The organism is Nostoc sp. 'Peltigera membranacea cyanobiont' 213, from assembly GCF_002245975.1.
Classification (GTDB): Bacteria; Cyanobacteriota; Cyanobacteriia; order Cyanobacteriales; family Nostocaceae; genus Nostoc.
Window position 1 is genome coordinate 1 of the sequence record NZ_NOLI01000070.1, and the last position, 20,175, is coordinate 20,175.

At 41.7% G+C, this 20,175-nt stretch carries 15 protein-coding genes; 7 read left to right on the plus strand and 8 right to left on the minus strand.

All coding sequences use genetic code 11. The features are described 5' to 3' along the window. Window positions 1-295: 295 nt before the first annotated feature. From CDG77_RS19120 to CDG77_RS19130, 3 genes are read right to left on the minus strand one after another with little or no spacing between them, the layout of a single operon-like run. A complete protein-coding gene (locus CDG77_RS19120) occupies window positions 296-2,509 on the minus strand; it encodes a xanthine dehydrogenase family protein molybdopterin-binding subunit (protein WP_094330921.1) in 2,214 nt (737 codons plus the stop codon). Continuing rightward, window positions 2,506-3,489, minus strand: coding sequence for an FAD binding domain-containing protein (locus CDG77_RS19125; protein WP_094330922.1), 984 nt, complete (start codon window positions 3,487-3,489; stop codon window positions 2,506-2,508). The genes CDG77_RS19120 and CDG77_RS19125 overlap by 4 nt, the downstream gene beginning before the upstream one ends. Then, window positions 3,476-4,099, minus strand: coding sequence for a (2Fe-2S)-binding protein (locus tag CDG77_RS19130; RefSeq protein ID WP_094330923.1), 624 nt, complete (start codon window positions 4,097-4,099; stop codon window positions 3,476-3,478). The genes CDG77_RS19125 and CDG77_RS19130 overlap by 14 nt, the downstream gene beginning before the upstream one ends. Before the next feature lie 632 nt (window positions 4,100-4,731). On the opposite strand from CDG77_RS19130, the gene CDG77_RS19135 reads away from it, so the two are divergent. After that, window positions 4,732-6,129: a hypothetical protein gene (locus CDG77_RS19135; RefSeq protein ID WP_094330924.1), complete on the plus strand. Its 1,398-nt coding sequence runs from the start codon at window positions 4,732-4,734 to the stop codon at window positions 6,127-6,129. 3 nt (window positions 6,130-6,132) lie between these two features. On the opposite strand, the gene CDG77_RS19140 is transcribed toward CDG77_RS19135, so the two are convergent. Further along, on the minus strand, window positions 6,133-6,693 hold the full coding sequence (locus CDG77_RS19140) for a nitrate transporter (RefSeq protein WP_094330925.1): 561 nt from the start codon (window positions 6,691-6,693) through the stop codon (window positions 6,133-6,135). 1,106 nt (window positions 6,694-7,799) lie between these two features. Here CDG77_RS19140 and CDG77_RS19145 point away from each other — a divergent pair. Continuing rightward, window positions 7,800-8,582: a hypothetical protein gene (locus CDG77_RS19145; RefSeq protein WP_094330926.1), complete on the plus strand. Its 783-nt coding sequence runs from the start codon at window positions 7,800-7,802 to the stop codon at window positions 8,580-8,582. A 309-nt stretch (window positions 8,583-8,891) separates the two neighbouring features. On the opposite strand, the gene CDG77_RS19150 is transcribed toward CDG77_RS19145, so the two are convergent. Next, window positions 8,892-9,467, minus strand: coding sequence for a TIGR04376 family protein (locus CDG77_RS19150; protein WP_094330927.1), 576 nt, complete (start codon window positions 9,465-9,467; stop codon window positions 8,892-8,894). A gap of 149 nt (window positions 9,468-9,616) precedes the next feature. On the opposite strand from CDG77_RS19150, the gene CDG77_RS19155 reads away from it, so the two are divergent. Both CDG77_RS19155 and CDG77_RS19160 read left to right on the plus strand, forming a co-directional pair. Further along, entirely contained in the window at window positions 9,617-11,134 is a 1,518-nt protein-coding gene (locus CDG77_RS19155; RefSeq protein WP_190234006.1) for a DUF3131 domain-containing protein, read from the plus strand. 257 nt (window positions 11,135-11,391) lie between these two features. Continuing rightward, window positions 11,392-11,799, plus strand: a complete 408-nt coding sequence (locus tag CDG77_RS19160) for a peptidoglycan-binding domain-containing protein (RefSeq protein ID WP_094330928.1) — start codon at window positions 11,392-11,394, stop codon at window positions 11,797-11,799. Between the two features lie 548 nt (window positions 11,800-12,347). On the opposite strand, the gene CDG77_RS19165 is transcribed toward CDG77_RS19160, so the two are convergent. The 3 genes from CDG77_RS19165 to CDG77_RS19175 all read right to left on the minus strand — a co-directional run bounded on the left by CDG77_RS19165 (window position 12,348) and on the right by CDG77_RS19175 (window position 16,120). Next, window positions 12,348-14,624 carry an FUSC family protein gene (locus tag CDG77_RS19165; protein WP_094330929.1) on the minus strand — a complete coding sequence of 759 codons (2,277 nt, stop codon included), beginning with the start codon at window positions 14,622-14,624 and terminating at the stop codon, window positions 12,348-12,350. A gap of 185 nt (window positions 14,625-14,809) precedes the next feature. After that, window positions 14,810-14,989 carry a chlorophyll a/b-binding protein gene (locus CDG77_RS19170; RefSeq protein WP_094330930.1) on the minus strand — a complete coding sequence of 60 codons (180 nt, stop codon included), beginning with the start codon at window positions 14,987-14,989 and terminating at the stop codon, window positions 14,810-14,812. A gap of 207 nt (window positions 14,990-15,196) precedes the next feature. Then, window positions 15,197-16,120: an AraC family transcriptional regulator gene (locus CDG77_RS19175; protein ID WP_094330931.1), complete on the minus strand. Its 924-nt coding sequence runs from the start codon at window positions 16,118-16,120 to the stop codon at window positions 15,197-15,199. 241 nt (window positions 16,121-16,361) lie between these two features. On the opposite strand from CDG77_RS19175, the gene CDG77_RS19180 reads away from it, so the two are divergent. From CDG77_RS19180 to CDG77_RS19190, 3 genes are all read left to right on the plus strand, one after another. Further along, the gene (locus CDG77_RS19180) at window positions 16,362-17,438 is read left to right on the plus strand and encodes an alpha/beta hydrolase (RefSeq protein WP_094330950.1); all 1,077 of its coding nucleotides are present in this window, start codon (window positions 16,362-16,364) and stop codon (window positions 17,436-17,438) included. Window positions 17,439-17,907: 469 nt separating this feature from the next. Beyond that, window positions 17,908-19,593: a DUF262 domain-containing protein gene (locus CDG77_RS19185; RefSeq protein WP_094330932.1), complete on the plus strand. Its 1,686-nt coding sequence runs from the start codon at window positions 17,908-17,910 to the stop codon at window positions 19,591-19,593. A 133-nt stretch (window positions 19,594-19,726) separates the two neighbouring features. Continuing rightward, complete coding sequence (locus tag CDG77_RS19190; protein WP_094330933.1) at window positions 19,727-20,149, plus strand: hypothetical protein; 423 nt, start codon at window positions 19,727-19,729, stop codon at window positions 20,147-20,149. Window positions 20,150-20,175: the final 26 nt, after the last annotated feature.

Genomic DNA, 20,175 nt, shown 5'->3' on the forward strand with positions numbered 1-20,175 from the left:
GGCATCTTGCCCGTCCCCAATATTAGGACGGGCAAGATGCCCATCCCACAAGAAAATTTGGGATATTTTTTTATTTGGAAGTCCCTTATTAAAGCTCGATCAATTTTAAAAGTTTATATTACTGATAGTTGTTGAGTTCCAATGGATACATTTAATGTACCAAGATACCAGAAGAAAAAATTAGACCGCAAGCGTCCTTCTCGTAAAAAGGCAGTTGCGATGGTGTAACCGCCCGCTAGAAGCGATCGCCAGTTAATCAATTTTGATGGAATTTCAAAACGAGCGATCGCTATATCTACAGCAGTTTATCTAATGTGATTGGCAAATCACGAACGCGCTTGCCTGTGGCATGATAAACGGCGTTGGCGATCGCCGCCGCAGTACCGGTAATGCCAATTTCACCAATCCCCTTAACACCAAGCGGGTTGATATGTGGATCGCGTTCATCGACAAACAACACCTCAATATCGGGAACGTCTGCATTCACTGGTACGTGATATTCAGCTAAATCATGGTTAACAACCCGTCCAAAGTTCGGGTCTATTACCGTATGTTCCATCAGTGCCATACCGATACCGTAGACAATTCCACCGATGAGTTGACTGTTGGCTGTTTTAGCGTTGAGTATGCGTCCAACACCAAAGCTTCCCACCCAGCGCGTTACTCGCACTTCGCCGGAATCAGGGTTAACGCGAACTTCGGCAAATTGCGATCCAAATGAGTGCATTGAGAACTTCTTTTGTTCGTCTCCAGGTTTGGCATCTGCACGCGCTTCGATCCCTTTCATTCCATGTCGTGCCAAGATTGCTTGATATGTTTCGGTTGCGGAGGATTTATTTTTTAAGAAAAAGCTGCCATTTTCGGCAATCACATCCTCAGCCTTTGAACTATAAAGCGGTGATTTTTGATCGGCAAGTGCTAGTTGCAAAAGCTTACTACGAACTTGATTTCCCGCTAAATGTACAGCCGAACTTACACTAGCGGCGGTTTGTGAACCACCGGAAACAGGGGTTTTTGGCATCTTAGTATCGCCTAGTTCAAAGCGAACTTTCTCAACTGGTAGACCAAGCGCCTCAGCTGCAACTTGAGTCATGACAGTATAAGTTCCCGTACCAATATCTTGAGAACCGCTTTGCACAACTGCTGTGCCGTCCGCCATAATTTGAGCGATCGCCGATGCCGGAGAACGATTGGTAGGATAAGTAGCTGTCGCCATCCCCCAACCAATCAAATAATTGCCGTCTCGCATCGAACGGGGTTTAGGATTGCGCTTTTGCCAGCCAAACTTTTCTGCTCCTAGCTTGTAGCATTGGATGAGTGACTTGCTCGACCAAGGCAGTCCTTTAGTAGGATCGACATCCGCATGGTTACGCACACGCAGTTCTACCGGATCGATATTGAGTGCATAAGCTAGTTCGTCCATTGCCGATTCTAAGGCGAAGGACCCAGAAGCTTCGCCTGGGGCCCGCATATAGGTTGGTGTTCCCTGATCGATCTGAACTAGACGATGGCTAGTTTCGATATTCGGGCAAGCGTAAAGCATCCGGGCGCTTTTACCAACAGGTTCGATAAATTCATCGAAGGTTGAAGTCTGGGAAGTGCCAGAGTGTCGCAGCGCGGTCAATTTTCCGTCGCGGGTTGCACCTAGAGAAACTTGTTGAATTGTCTCTGGTCGAAAGCCCACAGGCCCATACATTTGTATTCGTCCCAGAACTAATTTTACTGGGCGATTAACCTGTCGGGCTGCGATCGCCGCTAGAGGTACGTGCGACCAAGCCGACCCTTTGCAACCAAAGCCACCGCCAACAAAGTAAGACATAACGCGGACTTTCTCTGGCTCAATTCCTAATACCCCCGCAACTTTTTGTTGAGCCGAAAAGATTCCCTGAGTTGCGTCATATAGCAACAATCGATCGCCTTGCCAAACTGCTGTTGTGGCATGAGGCTCCATCGGATTGTGATTTTCGATTGGTGTAGTATAGGTTTGCTCGACGCGGACAGCCGCATTCGCTAGTCCCTGGTTGACATTGCCGTGCGCTGAATCGGGCGATTCTTCTCTAGGGATTTTACCTTTAGGTAAGTATGCCTTAGCGAGATTCTCCCCCATATTAATGGTCGGTTTTTCTTCGTCATAGCGGACTTGCACCAGCGAGGCAGCATACATTGCTCGTTCAAAGGTATCGGCAACCACGACACCAATGTGCTGACCGCTATAAAGCACAAGGTTATCTTGCAGCACTTGCAGCTTGCTACCGCCGCCCTTTTCTCCATCAGCTTTGGGCGCGTTGAGGTGAGTAATAACTGCTAATACACCCGGTACTTGCTCGGCTGCCTTGGTATCGATTTGGGCAATCTTACCTTTAGCGATCGTGCTTTGAATTGTCACGCCATAAGTCATTTTTGCTACCGGAAACTCAGCCGCATAGCGTGCTACTCCTGTCACCTTCAAATGCCCATCAACTCGATTCAGGGGTTTGCCAACAACTGTATTTTTATCGCCTGTATTCATGCCATCCCTCCTACCGTTTCCAGCGCCTTAACAATGGTGCGTCTAGTCAGTTCGACCTTAAATGCGTTGTATTTTTGAGGTTTAGCTCCAGCAACGCCGGCATTTGCTGCTGCTTGAAATGTTGCCTGGTTTGCTGGCTTATTCAAAAGCGCTTTTTCCGCATCGTAAGCACGCCAAGGCTTTGTTCCTACCCCACCAAGGGCAATGCGTGCCGAGCGAATGATCCCATTTTGAATATCCAACGCCGCCGCTACTGATGCCATTGCAAAGGCATAGGAGGCGCGATCGCGGACTTTTAGATAGTGCGATCGCTTCGCAAAGTTTGAAGCGGGCAAGTCAACGGCAACAATTAACTCTCCGTGTTGGAGAACTGTCTCCCGTTCGGGTGTCTCGCCAGGTAAGAGATGAAAATCTACAAGGGGAATACTGCGCTCTCCATTGGGAGAGCGTGTTTGCACAACTGCATCAAGTGCCACCATTGCCACCGCCATATCGGAAGGATGAGTGGCAATACAGCGATCGCTACCGCCGAGAATCGCGTGAATCCGGTTGTAACCCTCGATTGCCGCACAACCAGAACCGGGAACGCGCTTGTTACAGGGCATTGAAGTATCGCGGAAGTAGTAGCAACGGGTACGTTGTAGCAAATTTCCGCCCACTGTTGCCATGTTTCGTAGTTGCGGTGATGCCCCAGACAACAACGCTTCTGACAGCACAGGGTAACGCTGTTGAATTATTGCATCATAAGCAACGTCACTATTGCGTGCCATTGCTCCAATCCGCAGACTGTTACCTTGCATTTCTATCTTGCTTAGTGGGAGTGGGTTAATGTCAACCAACTCTTTTGGCATCTGAACATTCAGCTTCATCAAATCGATTAGGCTAGTACCACCTGCAAGATACGAAGTTTCGGCATCGGGAGCCACCAAAGCCACAGCATTCTCAGCTTCTCCCGCTTTTTTATAGTTAAACGGCTGCATCTTTTTTTCCTTCTAAGACATCGCGGACAGCAGCCACGATATTTGGATAAGCACCGCAACGGCAAATATTACCGCTCATCAATTCCCGAATATCGGCATCTGATTTAGCGTGTCCTTCCTTGACTAAACCCACTGCCGAACAAATTTGTCCCGGTGTGCAGTAGCCGCACTGAAATGCATCGCGGGCAACAAACGCAGCTTGCATCGGGTGCAAATTATTTCCTTGCTCCAGTCCCTCAATAGTTGTGATGGCAGCATCTGTGTGCATAATGGCAAAAGTCAGGCATGAGTTAACACGCCGCCCATCAACCAGCACCGTACAAGCACCGCATTGACCGTGGTCGCAACCTTTTTTACTACCAGTTAGCCCAATGTATTCCCGTAGTGCATCAAGTAAAGTAACACGCGGTTCAATCTGCAAACTATGTGCTGTTCCGTTCACTTTTAGCGTCACCTTCATAGTTTCAGGTATCGAACTTTTCAGCATTGGAGTGGTTTTTTTGACCGGAGTTTGTGCTACACTTTTTTCCACAAAATTACTGGTCGTAGCCGCTACTGTGCTGACGAACATTAATTGACCCAGCCTGCGGCGTTTTAGCCTAAACTTCATCTTTTGACTCCATTCTGTTTTTGTTGGTAATAATTCTATTTTTCTTGGTAATAATATTGAGTAATTTTCATAGCTTAAATTGTTTGTAAAAACAACTCTTTCTTACAAGCAAGCGTTTTCCTCAAAATGACATTGTTAACAGAATACAATTTCATCTTGTTCTCGTCTCTCTATCAAAAGATTTATGCCATAAGTATCATCAATTATTATCCTGTTCTGGAATTAACAATGTTTTCATTCGATATAACAGTTAAATTTTATCAAACCAGAATTCAGGAGTCAGGAGTCAGGAGTCACAATTCAGCATAAATTATGTACCAGTGGCGGATGATTTAAGAAGATTTCAGAATTATTATTAAAAATATTTAATTTAATTAATTAGCCTTACTATTTTTGAAGCAATTACTGTTAACACAATCATTTATTTTTAAAATTTCCACGCTAGACATCTACAGAGAGTAGTTCATAAGGAGGGCATAAAAACCTCTTTTCATCAAGAGTGAACTCTTCCCTATTTCAAGCTATGTCTTTGTACTTTCCCTTGACCGAGAATTCTGTGGACAAAAGGGAGCAAATTGTTGAAAGTCAGCGTCAATAGTAGATAATTCAACTAAAGTTTTAGGTATAACTAGATGCACAATGGTTTTAGGAGTAAGCTGCCACTACTGCTGACATTCTGCTTATTTACGAGCTTTTTACCTGCTTCTGATTCAGTTCTATGTCCAGCCGTTGCCTCTGACGAATACTATAAAGTAGCCAGAAATGATGGCAGAGATGGACGCATAGGAACCGATGGGCGATCGGGTAGAAGCGGTGAAAACCAAAATATTGTTGTCAATGGTTCACCCGTAAATCTTGACTTATCAGGTAAAGATGGTGAAGACGGGGAAGATGGCGAACATGGCGATCGCCCTGACTGTGGTTATCAACGCGATGCCCGCGTCAGCCATGATATAAATGCACCAAATGGTGGCAATGGCGGTAACGGTGGTAGGGGAGGAGATGGGGGAAATGGTGGTTCCCTCACAGTGTATTACAGCAATTTGGCAGACTTACGAAACATTTCTATCCGCGCAACTGGCGGGGAAGGCGGACGCGGGGGTAGAGGTGGAAACGGTACAGAAGGTTGTCACTGTCACAGGCGAAGTTGGGAAGTGAAAACTTGTACAGGAACGCCTGGTAGCTCTGATTACAAATGTACAGATAAGACTTATCGATGTAGCGACGGTAACGATGGACGAGATGGTAGTGATGGTAGCGATGGTAGCCAAGGGCGCTTAGGAACTTTAAGTATTGTGAATGGCAAGGAAGCTTTGGCCGCTGATACTCCAACAGTACAGCTAGCAATTTCGGAACTGACAAACAAACCAGTAAACCTCTCAAAGAACAAGTGGAATCAACGCATTGGAGCAGCTTCTGTACTTGCGCCTGGTTCTGCGATCGCAGATGATTATCGAGAGTTTGAACAGCGTCTAGAAGAGACTTTTCAAATAGTTTGGCAAGAAAGACAACCCATCACCAGCTTTGGCAATCAAGCTGTCACACTGAATTTAACTGACAACAAACAAGTAGAAGTAACTTTTGCCGAGGACTTATGGGTTGATGGTAATACCAAAAATGAAGCTAACTTAACAACATTTACCGTTAACCATGCCATTCCTAAGAAAGATGTCACCCGGTTAGCTGTAGCAGAGTTTGCCGAAGCTGGACAAAACCTCAACTTAAAAATAGTTGATTTGGCAGCCAAATCTGATGCGATTAATACTCAGTTTCGCATCAAATTCTTAGCAAAGGATAACTTGTACGGTTCTTCTAGCTATAAAACTGAATATGAAGGAGATATTCCCAACGAACTTGTGACTCGTGACTACAACCGTTTTACTCTAGCCTTGGGTAAACTCAAAATTCCTGACGAAGCTTTACGCCCTGGTGTCAACGTTGATATTGAAGTCGTAGCAACTCGTTCTTTAGGAATACGTTCTGCCAAGCAAACTATTAGCTGGCAGGGTGCAATCCGCAAGCCCAGATAAAATTTAGGAAGATTTTTTCCCATCTGAAACCATTTGTGACAGAATATAAGCTGCGAAATCTAATAACTGATCCAGCAAAAAGCCAATGATACCAATATAGAGAATCACCTGGATTATATAATCAGCATTCCCCGCTTTATAAGCTTCCCAGAGGGTAAAGCCAAGTCCCTTTGGACCTGTTAACATCTCTATAGAAATAACTATAAACCAGGCTACCCAAATACTAACTTTCAAGGCATGAAATATATGGAAGATAGCTACTCGAAAATTATTATTCTGCCTATGAAAATGTCGCATACCGATTGCGGTATTAATAATCATCGTCCAGAGAGTTCCGACAAAAACTACTGAAGTAGCAGCCGATTCGCTCTCTTGAAAGACTATTAAAGCAATAGGTAGCAAAGCTATAGGAGGGATACTATGTGGTATCTGAAATATCAGCCGAAATAGCTGATAAATCATGCTATTCATCCCTACTAGATATCCGATAAAACTACCCAAAACGGCAGCTGGAATATAACCCACAAATAACCGTTGTAGGCTAGCTAAAATGTCTAAAAACATATATTATCTCTGCCTCAGTTCTCATGGAAAAAATTTAGAAAACACTGCGGCAACAACACCAAATAGTAGAGAGAAAAATGTGCTAAATTACACGTTATCGTTGAAAAGTCCAAGATTTTTATATCTTCCCGTCGTTGACGATTAATCAAAATCACTTAAGTATTATTACGATGTGCGAGTAGTAATACAAAGAAGAGGTAAAACTTGACTTTAGTAAACTTTATCAGAAAAATAAATCCTGATTAGTAAATTAAATACAATTTCCAGATTTAACTTATTTGTGAAATCTTACCAAATCTAGCTTGGTAAGACTTCAGATTTTGCCCCTTGTCGTTGGGATAAATCTTAGAGGATGTTTGAAAAGTCCTTGGTGATGTATCAAATACTTTTAGATCCCCCTAAATCCCCCTTAAAAAGGGGGACTTTGATTCCGTCCCCCCCTTTTTAAGGGGGATCGATAAGTGCCTAATATCACAGCCGACCACTTTTCAAACAACCTCTTAGATGTAATCGTTAACAAGATGAATATATAAAACTTTTAATATTAAATAAGTAGCAAAATTTGTTATTAGCAATACAGAATTATTAGAAAATATTTTACAGTTATCTGACAGATATCAGCGCTTCTTTTTTTATTCAAAAATGAGAGGAGCAGGGATAAACCAAGTACATAAATAAATTAGGACTATTACACAACAACTTAAAGGGGCTAATCCTAAATATTAGAGCCTATTTATAAAGTAAATAAAAAGTTAGGGTGTGTTACAGCTAGTACAACATGGTGGAAATAAACAGACCATTCCAAATAAACGAAACGCTTACGCTGCATTAATTTTGGATTTTGAATTCCGCCTTGCGGTACTAGCCATTAGGTAACACTGTAATAACATCCATCTTTGGGATACTCTTTCTTTAGATTAAGTATTAACTCTCTAGAGATAGAGCCGGTTGCCGATCTCAGAGGTTATTCTAATGATTACCAACAGTTGGGTAGCAAATAAAACTCAATATTTATCAGCAACATATATCTTTCAACTCATTAAAACCTCTTGTTTTTACAAAGTTTTAGTTTCTAAATATCATATTCAGGAGTGAAATCAACAGCTATGTCTATTCCAAACGAACGCGAAATCAAAAACAGTGAAGTCAAGCAAGAATCTTACACTGACACTAATGGTAATACTCAGACCAATCTGACACGAAGCAGTGAAACGGTTAACAAGAGCACAACTAATCCCAATTCTTACCAAAACGGTTATGTAGAAGGTCGGAATAGTGAGCGTACATACCAGCAAGCCGATTTAGCCGAGCGTGACGAGAAGAATGCTAGTGGTGGTTTGTTGTTGGGTATTATCGTTACTTCTCTGCTTGGTTTGATTATAGGTGGGGTCTGGTACTTCAACCAGAGTAATAAGGCAGCAGTTGACAATACTGTACCGGTTTTGGTTCCTGTACCGAGTAATAGCAGCAGTCCAACCCCTAGCGCCTCTGCATCTCCTCAACCACAAACGACAATAATCGAAAGAACTAGGGAAGTACCTGTACCTGTACGTGTACCTGTAGCTGTACCTGTACCTGTACCACAACAGCAGGTTGTACCGCCTGCACCTCGCCAACCAAATATTAATATTACTATTCCACCCCAGCAGCCTGCGGCAGAAAAAGCGCCTTCTGTAACCCAGCCAACCCCTAAAGCGACACAAAGTCCAACAAGTAATACTTCTACTTTGCAAAATGAGGGCAGTACTTCTACTAATACTGTAACCCCAAGTACGAAAAATGATGCCTCTAAAACTACTCCACCTCAAGGAGCAGACCAGTCAAATAGTACATCTAATGGTGGTTCTTCTACCACAAGTGATACTACTAAAAGCGGTTCTGGTCAATAAAAGCTTTTGAATTTTGCTCCCACTTGATAATGCTTGCATTTGTGCCAACGTATAATTAAGTGGGGCAATTTCTGAAAAAGATTTGTGAATTGTTGCAACAAATTAATAGTATTTAGGACTAGCCCTTTCAAGGTAACTTGTACAATTTCTTTTTTATCTCTGCACCCTCTGCGTCTCTACGGTCAAAAAATTTTTATTGAACTATAGAGGCACAGATAACCGGGTTTAAGAGGTTACAGAAGAATTTATCGAGTAAGATTTTTACCTACCTTGAAAGGGCTAGTGCTATAAATAAATATGCCTGTACGATTATTTCCCTAGATTGCGCTTCATTTGTTCTAACTCATCTTGAGTTTCCCAGCTACGGAACTGCTCTTCTAAGTCATCAAAACCACTAGAAGAACTACTAGTTTTATTTGACCAACCACTGGTTTCAAAACGCTGCTGAGTTTGCGCGTTGTCGCGGGCTGTCTGTGCTTCGGCGGCTTTGGCTTGCACCTCCTGTCGGCGTTGCTGAATTTTGTGCAGTAGTTCTTGAGATTGGTTAATGCGTTCTTTCAGCCCTTGCATGTGTCCCCAACGCTGATTCCCTTCGCGCAATAGGGCTGCTTCTCGCTCACCCGCAGCACTTGCCAAGTCTTCTCTATTAGCATTTTTGGCTTTTTGAACGCGGATATGCCAACGCTGAATTTCTTGAGCGGTGCAGAGAATTTCTTCTTGCGATCGCTTCTCTTGTAATTGTAAATCTGCGATCAGCTTTAACGTGTCTTCTTCTTGCTCACGCAGCTGTTCTAGCAGCGCCTCTAACTCCAAATGTGGATTGTTACGCAAGAATTCTTCTAAACGGTTTTCTAAAAACCGACTCAAATCATCAAATAAGCCCACTGCTAGAACTCCAGAGATCGGGTGCGTGACTATTTTATTGTAGTAGTCCGGTGGACTTTCGGGTGTTAGTTATATTTCAAAGTTGGGAAGAATGTATTTGGTGAAACTACGCAAACAACGCTGACTTATAAAATAAGGCTTTAATAAGTATGAGTTCAGATTTTCAACCGCCACCTAAGAACTTGTCCATGCTAGCTACTGTAGGAGGAGTAGTTACGGCTGTAATAGCGATCGCAATTTTGAATGTTTGGTCTAAGCAACTTTCTAAGGCTTCGATAGAAAAACCTGAAGTCTCAACATCCGAAACCGCTTCACGCCAGTTGGTACAACCAAAGAAACCCGAAAGCGCTGTCTCTGGTGCTAAAGCAACCGAAATAGTTGCTAGCCTTGATGCTAAATCTGTAGTTTTGCCAGGTCAATCCATTCCTAAGAACCAACTAACAGTAGCGATAATTCCATATGTTGCTCCGGGAGTGGGAAAACTGACTTCAGAGGAAACGAAAACTGCACGTATTGCTTGGTCATACTTCCAGCGCAACTGGAATGATGAAACTGGCTTGGTCAATTCCGTTGATGGCTTTGCCTCTGTCAGTATGTGGGATCAGACAGGCGCGATCGCAGCTTTGGTCAGTGCCAGAGAACTCAAGATCGTGCCTGCGGCTGAATTTGAAGCCAAAATGAGCAAAATGTTGAAAACACTGGCATCAATGCCTTTATACAAAGGTGAACTACCCAACAAGGTTTACAATGCCAAAACTCTTGTACCCGTTAATTATGGTCAACTAGAAAAACGCCAAGAAATTGGTTGGTCGGCCATCGATTTAGGAAGGATGGCAATCTGGTTGAAGATTGTCGGGGCAAAGTATCCAGAAATGCGACTAGAAACAGAAGCAGTTTGGAAAAATTGGCAAGTCAAGCGTCTTACCAAAAATGGGCAAATGTACGGTACTGCCGTTATTAAAGGTAAAGAACAATATAACCAAGAAGGGCGCTTGGGCTATGAGAATTATGCTGCTTATGGTTTAAAGCTTTGGGGCTTGAATGTTACACAAGCATTGGATTATCAGTCCAATGCTGCCTTTGTCGATCTTTACGGACAGGGAATTCCTTACGATCGCCGCGACTTTAAAAACTCTGGAGCTAATAACTATGTTCTCAGCGAACCCTACATTTTAGATGGCATCGAAACTGGATTTCAAGCTTTGCCAAAAGCTTATGCCGATCGGATTTTAGCTGCTCAAGAAGGGCGTTATGAAGCCACACAACAATTAACCGCAGTTACCGAAGACAACTTAGATCGTCCGCCATACTTTGTTTACAGCAGCTTGTTTGTGAACGGGGAACCTTGGGCAACAATCACAGATACCCAACAAAAACACAACAATTTGCGATTTCTCAGTGCCAAAGCTGCGATCGGTTGGCATGTACTTTACAACACTACTTACACAAGCCAGTTATTTAATTTTGTCCAAGCTAACCTTAACTCTAAAGATGGTTGGTACAACGGCTTTTATGAATCCCTGCGTCAGCCGAATAAAACTCTCACTGCTAACAATAATGGTGTGATTTTAGAAAGCTTACTGTATAAACAGGTCGGACAACCACTTACCGTTTGGGCAGGGGTTAAAAGTCAGAAGTTAACCCAGAGGGCTATTAGAACACCGTAAGCTACAGATGAGATTATAAGACCATGAAAAAGCTGACCTTGCATAGAAGTATAAATTATTCATGGTTTCGTCACAGTTTTGTAATGCCTCTGTCAATATGCCGTGCGATAGTAAAGCTCTGGGTTAAAAAATAGACTAGCCCCATAGCAAATCCACACACCAGAATCGAGCGAAAAGAATCGCTATCAGATACAAGTCCTCATAGCATGAATCTTCAAATCAAAATTGCAAAATTATAGTTTAGAAGGAACAAAAAGATGAATTGGAAACTGCTTGCTTTGATCCCTGTTTTGACTTTAGCTACTGCTGTACCTGCTTACTCTTTAACTAATAATAAAAGCCACAATCGGATTGCTGCGACTCAAGTGGCACAAAATCCTCAGCAAGGCAATATGATGAAAAAGCCTAATGCTATGCACAAGTCTAATGGTATGGTAAACCATAGTAGAGCTATGGCAAACCATAGTACCGCACTCACAGTAGGTAGCAGGGGAGAAGCAGTCAAAACTGCTCAGAATGCTTTAAAACAACAAGGATTCTATACTGCAAATGTGAATGGTGTCTTTGATAATAAGACACGTTCAGCAGTGATCAAATTTCAGAAGTCTAAAGGATTAAGAGCAGACGGCATACTTGGACACCGGACTTTGGCTGCTCTCAAATAAGATGATTTACTTAACTTGTTTACTAGAGTTAAGTAAAACTACTAAACAACGCCAACTTTGATACAGGTCATAAAAGAACGATCAAAAACTCCACCCACTTGCGGGATGGAGTTTTTGGGCATGGAGCATATTAAATCAACCTTTTTTATCTGGATATTGTCTACGACTATCTCGTAGGCATTTTAATATTTTTATAACTTATGCAAAACTACATATATAGGAATCCGGTTTGATATTATGAAAATATACGTAGGATGTGTTAGCGACAGCGTAACGCATCAAACCCGTGATAATATGGAAAACTCCATATAATATAGGAATCCGGTTTGATTGCTGAAAAAATATGTAGGGTGTGTTGGCGATAGCGTAACGCACCTAACCATAGATCGTGGTGCGTTACGAACTCCGTTCTAACACACCCTACAATAGATAATTTTGTTCAAAAATCAAATAGTAATCCTATTAGTAGGGGTAATTCATGAATTGTCCCTACCAGAAAATCTTGGATTAAAAATAAAAGCTTTTTACCTTATGAAAAAGTTCTTACTTTATTCTTGTAGACGAGCAATTACACAGTGCATAACTTTAATTTCATTAACGATTCGATCCAGTTCTGTGGATAAGGGAGTTTGTTCTCGAACGGCTTGTAATGTCGAAGTTAAAGTCTGGGAATTTCTTGCAATCTCTGATAATCGAGCGGTATGTAGCTGCTCAATTTGGTTGTGAATTACTTCGAGATAGCTATCCAGCGCTGGTAACGGTTGGGGTGACTGTCCTTGCCCAAGGGCATCTGCTAAGTTTTCCAAAATTTGGATAATGCTATCGGTAAGTAGCTTGAGTTCTGTAAATTGGTACTCGCCGCTAAATTCCCGCTTATGTTCTGCCAGAGTTGTAACTGAACTGAAAAAGCCACGAATATATGTTATCAGCGTCATTACAGGTTCAATTTCTCCCTGAATGTGACGCGGTTCGCTGAACAATCGTTGAGCAGCTGCGTTAGCGTTGACGTTTTCTAGTGCCGCTTGATGGCGTAGCATATTTATAGATGCATCCGGTTGTAGATGCAGATAATTAGCAATAACCTGTTGAAAGTAGGCAAGATTGGCTCGAATTGTCTTTTCCAGTTGTGCGGGAAGTTGTTGTCGTTCCCAACTGGGAAAAAGTAAATAGCTGCCAAGCAATGCTAAGACACCCCCAATTAAGCTATCGACGATCCGCAATACTCCAATTTCCCAGCCACCCTCACTAATTAAGTTGAGTAGTAAGATAATGGCAGGAGTTAGCAAAATAATAAATATGCTGTAACTTAACGATCGCACCGCCATCGCAACAAACACTAGTAACAAAAAACAAACCGCAATTGCTAATGTATTCTTAAGCAGTAAAATCAAACTAATACCTATAATTCCACCCAAAATAGTCCCAATAACTCTTTGTACTGTCGTCTCAGACGTTCCCCCAAAGTTTGGTTTGAGTGCAACTAAAGCCGTTAGCGTTATCCAGTAACCTCTAGGTAGTGGCAATATTGAGGCAAGTAATTCAGCGAAGGTGACGATCAGCGCGAGGCGCAACGCATGACGAAAGAGGACTGACTCAAAAGTGAAGTTCTGCCGCAATGTATCAATAATTGCAATAGGCTCTGACTGGGCTGGAGGAGAAATATCTCGCTGGGTAATACTGCTCTGTTTTCCCTGGATTAAATCTGTTACAACATCAGCATCAGTATGAACTTGCTGTGCTAACTTTGTCAGGCTGGCTGTAATCTTCCTAATGTTGACTACATCGGGATATTCATCTATCTGAAGATTTATCGTTTGATTGAAGACTTGAGCGCGGAGAACTTCCCATCGGTACTCTAGTGCTTCAACTGTCCGATCTAGATCCCCTAAATGAACTGAGTTTTTTCCTTTATATATCGCTTCTGATAACATTTGTAGAGCAATTGCCAACTGTTCTATCACTTGCTGAATTTCTTCCTGCAATCGATAAAATAGTTGATGTTCGGATGCGATCGCTAACAGTTCGCTCAGTGCCACAATCGAATTGACAAGTTGATTGACATCCTCAATTAACACGAGTAACTGATTTCCCCGCAGGGTAGCTCCTCTCTGCCTAGTCCAAATAGTTGTCCAGACACTACGAGCAGATGTCAAATCCTGGATGACGGTATCTTGAGCTTGTAAAAATTGCCGTGTCCACTCCTGACGCTCATCTGGGTTTACTCCTCTCTGGCTTGCCAAGTTTACAAATTGACTCAACGAGAGATAACAGTTAGCAACTATCTGCATTGCCGGCACATCGGGACGCACCGCCCATAACCCTAATAACAAAAAACTTGTCCACGCGCCACCAGCTAGACATAGGGCACAGTGCAGGATAAGAGTAGACCAATTAGAAAATGAAGCAAATTTAGCAAGGGAGATGACAAACATGATCGATGTAATCAAGCTGACAGATGCAGCCACATTCCCATAAAGACTTGCTAAACCTGCGATAAATATTACTAAGAAAGTTGTCGGGATAGCTAACCAGAGATTATTACTAACCAAACTGGCGATTAGGAACATTAGAGTTACCCCAATCGTAGCTGCTATCATAGCAGTCGCTCTCTGGCGATAGGCTCCGTCAACATTTACCATTCCAACAAACCAAGCAGCCATTGTAGCGATCGCACTTTCAGCCGCATGATTAGTCATGATGCCAATTCCAATGGGGACACCCAAGATGAAAAGGCTACGCAATCCTGATAAAATGGCGGGCTTACCTGGCTTGAGTTGAAACTGCTGCAACAACCAACTGAGAGGACGTTTATCTGTAGATTGCATTATTTAAGCTGGCGACTATAAACAAACCAGATCGCCTCCTACAGCATTTTAAACAAAATCACATCTATATTAACTTTCCCGTTCACTGGTGTATCAATGCAGAGAAACAAGGGGTAAAATCCCCTTGTTTTAAACCTGCCAAGGCAAGTATAAACGCGGTTTCTAACCGTCTATTTCACGTTAATTTAGAGGATGCCCCAAAAATGGAGTAAACCTTGACCAGAAAAAGCTTCAATCAAAATTGCAGATAGAAAACCAATCATTGCAAGCCGACCGTTCCAATTTTCACTCTGAGGAGTGAAGCCAAAACGCACTGCATTAGGATCTTCTGAAACAATAGGCGCAGAATTCTTAAAACCTGTCATCAGTAAAACTCCAAAGTTCAAATTTTGTAGCAGTTGTAACTGTCTGTAAAGTAATGTAACAGATGTTTGAAAAAATGCAACATTGAGTCAATAAAGAAAAGCTGAAAATAATACGATCCTAAAGACGCGATAAATCGCTGTCTCTACAATAATCAGTCCTTTGTAGAGACGGCGATTTATCGCGTCTCTTACCTTAACCGAACAGTATTACCCTAAATTGCTTCGCAGCTTGGCGATGTCACGATGCGGGGGAATACCAAATAGTTTTTTATATTCCCGGCTGAAATAAGATGCGTCATCGTAACCGACGCGAAAGCTGGCGCTCGCCACGTCCATGTTTTCGCCGAGCATCAGACGGCGTGCTTCCTGAAGCCGTATTTGTTTCTGGAACTGCAAAGGACTCATCGCCGTAACAGACTTGAAATGAGAGTGAAAGCCTGATACGCTCATGCCGAGTTCGCGGGCTGTATCTTCGATTTTCAACGGCCGATCGATGTTCTCGCGGATTTGCTTGACCACCCTGGAGATGCGCTGCGCGTCGCCTTCGGTAGCGATCAACTGACCCAGCCGTGCGCTCTGTTTTCCCTTTAAAAGCCGGTAGACGATCTCGCGGATGATGAGCGGCGCGAGAAACTTCATTTCGTCCGGCGTGTCAAATAGTTTCACCAATTTGACGACTGCATCGAGTAAATCGGCATCAACTGGGCTGACATCCATCGCCTTGACTCCGGCATCGCTTTTTTTTGTTTCGATGCCGGATTCAATCATCACCGCAGCAACAAGTGCCGGATCGAGGTCTATCCGAAGATTCAAATAAGGTTTTTCCTCGGATGCTTCGACGACATTACTCATAATCGGCAAATCAAGCGTCGAGATTAAGTAATGACCGGAATCATAGTGAAATAATTCACCGTTCAAAAGCACATCCTTGCTGCCCTGCGCGATGACGCAGAAGGCGGGCTTTAATACGGATATCTGGCTCTCGGTCGGTTTCGAAGATTGATATATGAAAATGCCCGGAAACACTTCCAAAAGGCTGTTTTGGAGAGCGAGACGAATCATTCTTTCGATCAAATCCTCCCGATTGATCTGCATCTTCCGCTTTTCAAATTCGGCTTCTTTTTGGTTCATAAATTCATCTTAAATGCTTTGTTTCTCTTCAGCACGTGACGCGGCGGATTTTTGGAGAATTGTCCGGTTTTTTTCGATGAACGTCCTTACACTATCCGTTTTCACGCCCGTACAATTGAACTCATACAGCAAACGATAGAAACGCTGCTGATAAAAAGCAGATTAATATTTGGAGAAATTTAAGATTAATAGAGCAATAATTTCAATCTATAAATCTGATAATGAAAAGGAGAAAAATTATATGAAACATATATTAATTCTAGGGATGATGACTCTTATGATAAGCGGGCATTCTTACACACAAGCAGAACAAAAAGAACAATCAAAAGCAACAAAAGAAATGGAACAAATAACACCACAAGGATATACAACTTTTAAGGTAAGCGACAACGTTACGATGTATAAGGTTACTTTTAAAAACCAATACAAAATGAATGTTGCGGGACATCTATTTATTCCCAAGAATTTAGATCAAAGTAAAAAACATTCGGCGATCGTTGTTGGGCATCCTATGGGAGCAGTAAAAGAACAAAGTGCCAACGTGTATGCTGCAAATATGGCTGAACGAGGGTTTGTGACTTTATCTCTTGACTTGTCTTTCTGGGGTGAAAGTGAGGGCGAACCACGCAACGCTGTTGCGCCTGATATTTATTCTGAAGATTTCAGTGCAGCAGTTGATTTTCTTGGGACGCGTCCATTTGTTGACAGAAACCGAATCGGAATAATTGGAATTTGTGGTAGCGGCAGCTTTGTGATCAGTGCCGCTAAAATTGATCCGCGAATGAAAGCGATCGCAACTGTCAGCATGTACGATATGGGAGCAGCCAACCGAAATGCACTTAACCATTCGCTGACCCTTGAGCAGAGAAAGAAAATCCAGTCGGAGGCTGCAAAGCAACGTTATGTAGAGTTTACCAATGGTGAAACCAAATACACGGGTGGAACTGTACATAAGTTAGATGAAAACACACACCCTATCCAGCGTGAGTTTTATGATTTCTACCGTACACCGAGAGGTGAATACACGCCTAAAGGAGGATCGCCGGAACTCACAACGCACCCGACGCTAAGTAGTAACGTTAAGTTTATGAATTTTTATCCGTTTAATGATATAGAAACGATTTCCCCTCGTCCTATGCTTTTCATCACGGGCGATAAAGCTCACTCAAGAGAGTTTAGTGAGGATGCCTACAAACGTGCAGCCGAACCCAAAGAATTGTATATCATTCCGAAAGCAGGACACGTTGATTTATATGACAGAGTTGAGTTAATTCCCTTTGATAAACTCACGTCATTTTTTACCGAACATTTAAAGTAACGTGAGTTTGGCATAAGAACCGAATAATTATTGAAGAAACTGTCGTTTGAGATACAACGACGGTTTCTTTTCAAGTAATTTCAACGCTCATATAATTCCTTTCCCTGTTTATATGCAACATCAGCCGCAGCCTGAGTTGCAGTATTTGTCTGCGTCATTACTGCCTAGCAGTTGCCAGATTTGATTCTGAAAATAGCAAAATGCTGGTAAAAATAATAATAGTGCGACCTGTTACAAATGGTAAAAATTGCCATTGTCTTGAGTCACATATCTTAAATTTAGTCATGTATATCTGCGGTTTTGGTAGGTCATCAGATTTAAAATTCCCAAAATAAACCGCAAAACCGTAGGTTCACTCATTGTATATAACTTGAGTTGATTCAGTCTGGCGATCGCAGTAATGGTGAGTTAAACTGCGTTTGATCAGGGAAAATTGCATCAGATTATACTTAAGTAGTACTTGAAATTTATGTCAGTATCCATTCACGCCACAGAAAAAGCACTATTCAAGGTTTTTAGTAACGACTTTGCCTTTTCCATACCGGCTTATCAGCGTCCTTATGCGTGGACGAAAGACCAAGCAGGTGAGTTGTTAAATGATTTATTGTCTTTTTTAGGGGATGATTCAGAAGCTATAGCCGATACTAACTCTTATTTTTTGGGGAGTATAGTTTTGATTAAAGGTGAAGATGATCCTAAAGCCGATGTAGTTGATGGACAGCAGCGTTTGACAACTCTCACAATTCTTCTAGCTGTTTTACGAAGTTTACTGAGTGAAAAAAATGCATCAAAAATGACAAAATATATTTATCAGGAAGGCGACAAGATCGAAGGAACATCTGATTGTTATCGCCTGAAATTACGAGAACGAGATGAAGATTTCTTTCGTCAATACATACAATGTGAAACTGGATTAGACAATGTTTTAAAACTTGATGCTTCGCAGTTAACTGATAGCCAAAGAAATATTCAAGAAAACGCTAGTTATTTTTATGGAGAATTACGTAAACTTTCTGAGCAGGAGCGAGAGCGGTTTTCTCATTATTTAATGACACGGTGCTTCTTAGTACTTGTTTCTACGCCCGATATTGACTCAGCTTATCGCATATTTTCTATATTAAATGCGCGTGGTCTAGACCTCTCGCTCAGTGATTTTCTTAAATCAGAGATTATTGGAGGAATCCTTTCGTCTGAACAGGAGAAATACACAAGAATTTGGGAAAATGAAGAAGAAAATTTAGGTCGAGAGACGTTTCAAGAACTATTTGCCCATATCCGCATGATTGAGCGTAAGGCAAAACTCAGTGAAACTGCCCTAAATGAATTTCGCAAATATATACTTCCTAAGAGAGATCCCCAAAAATTTATTAATGAGATAATAAAGCCCTATTCTGATGCTTTAGAGATTATCAAAACAGCAAATTACTATACCGATAATAATGCAAAAAAGAATATTAATTATTTGTTTAAATGGTTGAATAAAATAGACAACATTGATTGGATTCCAGCAGCAATACTCTATTTCTCTAAAAATAGACACACCCCTGATAAATTAAAGAGTTTTTTGATTGATCTAGAGAGGTTAGCCGCAGGTTTAATGATTTTACGGGCAGATATAAATGAGCGTATCCGAAGATATGCAAAACTTCTTACTGCTATTGAAAAAGATGTTAATTTATACTCATTTGACTCGCCCTTACAATTAACACCTGACGAAATAAATAGAATCATTATAACCATTGACGGAGATTTATATCCAATCAAGCGAATTAGACAATATGTTCTTCTACGCCTTGACTCTGCACTTTCAGAAGCAGAAGGGACTTATGATTATCCAGTTATTACGGTTGAGCATGTCCTTCCTCAAAATCCAAGCCAAGGAAGTACATGGCTTAAGTGGTTTCCTAATGATGAAGAGCGTCTTCAGTATGTGCATAGAATAGGTAATTTAGTACTGCTTTCTCGAAAGAAGAATGCAGAGGCGCAAAACTACGACTTTGATAAAAAGAAAAAAAAGTATTTTGTTAGCAATACAAATATTGTGCCTTTTGTATTGACAACCCAAGTTTTACAACAATCTGAATGGACTCCAGCAGTTATTGAACAGCGACAAAAGGATTGTTTGGAAAGCCTGAGAAAAATATGGCGGCTGTAAGTGCGATCGCTGGACAGGTGCTGAATTTGAAGTTATTTTAAGCTTACTACCTGTCCCTTTCCTTATCCCGAACGTTATTATACACTGTATAATAGGGTTTTCAAATTATTTTTTAAGAGTTGAACAAGGCTATATGAAACTAGTTAAAAAATTTTTAGCAGTATGTTTTCTATTATTTGGCATTCCATTGTCTGCGGTGATAATTCTAGAACTTCTTAGTCCCAAAACTCCCGCTAAAGAAAAGGAAAATTATGTGACTGCCTTAACTATTTTTACTATTCCTTCAACCATTGTAGGAGGCTGGTTGAGTTGGTCTTTAGTGCAGCAGAATCGAAAGGAAAAAGCATTACTTATAGAATCAGAACAAAAGCGTCTTCAGTTAGCGTTATTAGAATTGATTGAGCAAAATAGTGGCAGAGTAACGGTATTGCAACTGGCGAAAAATGCTGAAATATCAACCCAGTTAGCTAAACAATATTTAGATGATAAAGCCAAGGAACTTAATGCTGCTTTTGAAGTCAATGAAGAGGGAAATGTTTTGTATCATTTCTCTTGAAACCCTATTAGGGACTTAACTTAACC

What these genes read in the sequence shown, in the direction of transcription:
- CDG77_RS19120 (WP_094330921.1), bottom strand. Translation starts at nt 2,509, where the DNA reads ATGAATACAGGCGATAAAAATACAGTTGTTGGCAAACCCCTGAATCGA.
- CDG77_RS19125 (WP_094330922.1), bottom strand. Translation starts at nt 3,489, where the DNA reads ATGCAGCCGTTTAACTATAAAAAAGCGGGAGAAGCTGAGAATGCTGTG.
- CDG77_RS19130 (WP_094330923.1), bottom strand. Translation starts at nt 4,099, where the DNA reads ATGAAGTTTAGGCTAAAACGCCGCAGGCTGGGTCAATTAATGTTCGTC.
- CDG77_RS19135 (WP_094330924.1), top strand. Translation starts at nt 4,732, where the DNA reads ATGCACAATGGTTTTAGGAGTAAGCTGCCACTACTGCTGACATTCTGC.
- CDG77_RS19140 (WP_094330925.1), bottom strand. Translation starts at nt 6,693, where the DNA reads ATGTTTTTAGACATTTTAGCTAGCCTACAACGGTTATTTGTGGGTTAT.
- CDG77_RS19145 (WP_094330926.1), top strand. Translation starts at nt 7,800, where the DNA reads ATGTCTATTCCAAACGAACGCGAAATCAAAAACAGTGAAGTCAAGCAA.
- CDG77_RS19155 (WP_190234006.1), top strand. Translation starts at nt 9,617, where the DNA reads ATGAGTTCAGATTTTCAACCGCCACCTAAGAACTTGTCCATGCTAGCT.
- CDG77_RS19160 (WP_094330928.1), top strand. Translation starts at nt 11,392, where the DNA reads ATGAATTGGAAACTGCTTGCTTTGATCCCTGTTTTGACTTTAGCTACT.
- CDG77_RS19165 (WP_094330929.1), bottom strand. Translation starts at nt 14,624, where the DNA reads ATGCAATCTACAGATAAACGTCCTCTCAGTTGGTTGTTGCAGCAGTTT.
- CDG77_RS19170 (WP_094330930.1), bottom strand. Translation starts at nt 14,989, where the DNA reads ATGACAGGTTTTAAGAATTCTGCGCCTATTGTTTCAGAAGATCCTAAT.
- CDG77_RS19175 (WP_094330931.1), bottom strand. Translation starts at nt 16,120, where the DNA reads ATGAACCAAAAAGAAGCCGAATTTGAAAAGCGGAAGATGCAGATCAAT.
- CDG77_RS19180 (WP_094330950.1), top strand. Translation starts at nt 16,362, where the DNA reads ATGAAACATATATTAATTCTAGGGATGATGACTCTTATGATAAGCGGG.
- CDG77_RS19185 (WP_094330932.1), top strand. Translation starts at nt 17,908, where the DNA reads ATGTCAGTATCCATTCACGCCACAGAAAAAGCACTATTCAAGGTTTTT.
- CDG77_RS19190 (WP_094330933.1), top strand. Translation starts at nt 19,727, where the DNA reads ATGAAACTAGTTAAAAAATTTTTAGCAGTATGTTTTCTATTATTTGGC.